Source organism: Plasticicumulans sp., from assembly GCF_035331805.1.
Classification (GTDB): Bacteria; Pseudomonadota; Gammaproteobacteria; order Competibacterales; family Competibacteraceae; genus Plasticicumulans.
Window position 1 is genome coordinate 1 of the sequence record NZ_DAOLKE010000385.1, and the last position, 3,087, is coordinate 3,087.

Consider the following 3,087-nt stretch of genomic DNA (forward strand, 5'->3'; position numbering starts at 1 on the left):
AGGCGCCGCGCGCGGTGATGCCCATCTTCTTGTGGTCGTAGCCGGCCGAGCCGCCGGAGGCGAAGGCATCGCCGAGCCAGAAGCCGTATTCGAGCGCCAGACCGTTGGCGATGTCCGAGAAGGTCGCCGTGCCCTTGTCGGCGGCGACCACCAGATACGGGTCATCGGCGTCGTAGCGCACGACACGCGCCGGCGGCACGACCTCGCCGTGCACGAGGTTGTCGGTGATGTCGAGCATGCCGCGCATCAGCGTCTTGTAGCAGTGCACGACCTCCTGCATCAGCGCCTCGCGCTCGGCCGGCGGGCGCTTGACGACGAAGCCGCCCTTGGAGCCGACCGGCACGATCACGGCGTTCTTGACCTGCTGCGCCTTCACGAGCCCGAGCACCTCGGTGCGGAAGTCCTCGCGCCGGTCCGACCAGCGGATGCCGCCGCGTGCGACGCGGCCGCCGCGCAGGTGGATGGCCTCGGCGCGCGGCGAGTACACCCAGATCTCGAACATCGGCCGCGGCAGCGGCAGCTCCGGAATCTTCGCCGGGTCGAACTTGAACGACAGGTATTCCTTCGGCCCGCCGTCGGTGCCGGGCTGGCCGGGCTGGCTGGTCTGGTAGAAATTGGTGCGCAGCGTCGCGAGGATCACCGCGAGGAAGCGGCGCAGGATGCGGTCCTCATCGAGCACGGCGACGTTTTCGAGCGCCGACTCGATGCCGCCGGCGAGCTGTTCGCAGCGCGCCGCGTCCGGGTGATCGGGATCGAAGCGCGCGACGAACAGCGCCGCGAGCTGGCCGGTGATCGGCGCGTGGCGCGCCAGCGTCTCCTCCATGTAGCTCTGCGAGAACGGCACCCGCGTCTGCAGCAGGTACTTGGCGTAGGCGCGCAGCACGACGACCTCGCGCCAGCCGAGCCCGGCGCCGAGCACCAGCCGGTTGAAGCCGTCGTTCTCCAGCGCCCCGGCCCAGACCTGCGCGAAGGCCTGCTCGAACAGCGCGCGCACGCGCCCGACATCGACGTGGATGCCGGCGCTCTCGCGCAGGTCGAAGTCGAGCACCCACAGCGGCCCGGCCTCGCCGCGCGGCTCGACCTCGTAGGGGCGCGTCTCCATGACCGCGAGGCCCATGCGTTCGAGCATCGGCAGCACGTTGGTCAGCGGCACGACCGGCGCGCGGCCGTAGAGCTTGAAGCGCAGCCAGCCCTCGGGCGATTCCTGCGGCCGGTACAGGTGCAGGCCGAGCGGCGCGCCGCCGACGACGGCTTCGAGCCGGTCGATGTCGCCGACCGCGGCGCGCGGCGTGAAGTCCTCCTGGTACGCGGCCCCGAAGGCGCCGGCGTAGCGGTTGTACAGCGCGATGCCGCCGCCCTCGCCGTGTGCCTCGATCAGCGCCGCGCGCAGGCCGTCCTCCCACGACAGCATCGTCTCGCGCAGGCGCGCGCGGATTTCCTCGACGCTGTAGGCCGGGATGTGGCCCGGCGTCGTGCGGATCGTGAACAGCACGCGCGCCAGCACCGACTCGCCGAACTCGACCCAGAAGTCGGCGCCGTGACCGTTCAGCGCCGCGATCAGCACGTCCTGCATGCGCTTGCGCAGATCGGTGTTGTAGCGCTCGCGCGGCACGTAGATCAGCGCCGTCGCGTAGCGCTCGTAGGCATCGATGCGGATGAACACGCGCAGGTGCTGGCGTTCTTCGAGGTGCAGGATGCCGGTGGCGATCGGGTACAGCTCGTCGACGCTCGCCTGCAGCAGCTCGTCGCGCGGATAGGTGGCGAGGATGTGCTTCAGCGCCTTGCCGGAATGGCTGACCGCCGGCAGCCCGGCGCGCTCGATCACCGCCCGCACCTTGGCGCGCAGCACCGGAATCCCGAACGGACTGGTCTGGTAGGCGCTCGACGTATACAGGCCGAGGAAGCGCCATTCGCCGATGACCCGGCCGGCTTCGTCGAAGCGCTTGATGCCGAGGTAATCGAGCTGCACCGGCCGGTGCACGGTCGAGCGGGCGTTGGCCTTGGTCATGACCAGCAGCACCGGTGCCAGCGCCAGGCGCCGGTGCTGCGGCGGCAGCGCGTTGAAGCGCGTGTCGTGATGCGCGGCGGCCCCGCGGCGCAGGCCGAGCCCGGTGCCCGGCTCCGGGTGCAGCACCAGCTCGCCGTCGAGTTCTTCGAGCCGGTAGCCGCTGTAGCCGAGCAGCGTGAAGTGGTTGTCGGCCGCCCAGTCGAGGAAGGCGCGCGCCTCCTCGACCTCGGCGACCGGCACCGGCAGCTTCGCCGCATCGAGCTCATCGGCGATTTCATTGAGGCGCGCGAGCATGCGCGGCCAGTCCTCGACCGCGGCGCGCACGTCATCGAGCACGCGCGCCAGATCGTCGCGCAGCGTTTCGAGGCGGGCCGCATCGGTCTCGCGGTCGATCGCGAACTGCATCACCGCGAGCTGCACGCCATCGCCGGCCCCGGTCTCGGCCACCGACAGCGGCTCGCCGTCCTCGTCGTAGGCGATGGCCAGCACCGGGTGGATCAGCCGGTGCACGGTGAAGCCGTGGCGGTTGAGTTCCATGCTCACCGAATCGACCAGGAACGGCATGTCCGGCACGACCAGCTCGATCGCCGTATGCGTCGAGCGCCAGCCGTGCTCGTCGTAGCCCGGGTTGTAGACGCGCAGGCCGATCTCGCCGGTGCGTGTGCGCCGCAGCAGGTTCCAGTGCGAGAGCACGGCGCCGTAGAGGTCTTCGGGATCGTCGTTGATCAGGTCCTCGGGCGCGACGCGCGCGAAGTACACGCGCGCGAACTGCGCGGCGACCGCACCGCCGGCCGGCAGGCGCTCGGTGAGCCGCGCCGCGACGCGCTCGATCAGTTCGGCCTTCTTGTCCGCTGGGCTGCTGCTCATGGTGGGGAACCTCGGATTGCGCTTCTCGGGAGGGCGCGCCCGTCGGCGGGCGTCTGCTTGGTGTCACCTGCGCCGGCGCCGGGTTCGGGGAACGCGGACGGCGTACCGGGCAGGGGGTGGTAGCGGGAGTGGCGGGAAGTCTAGACGGCGGGGGAAGGCAGGGCAAACGCATCTTCCCACTCTATGAAAACGCCATGACAGACAATTGCTTG

General features: G+C 70.5%; 1 protein-coding gene. It reads right to left on the reverse strand.

Annotated features, from left to right (window positions below; translation table 11 throughout):
- A partial coding sequence (locus PKE44_RS17240) for an NAD-glutamate dehydrogenase domain-containing protein (protein ID WP_324553730.1) occupies positions 1-2,875 on the reverse strand: 2,875 nt, incomplete at its 3' end.
- Positions 2,876-3,087: the final 212 nt, after the last annotated feature.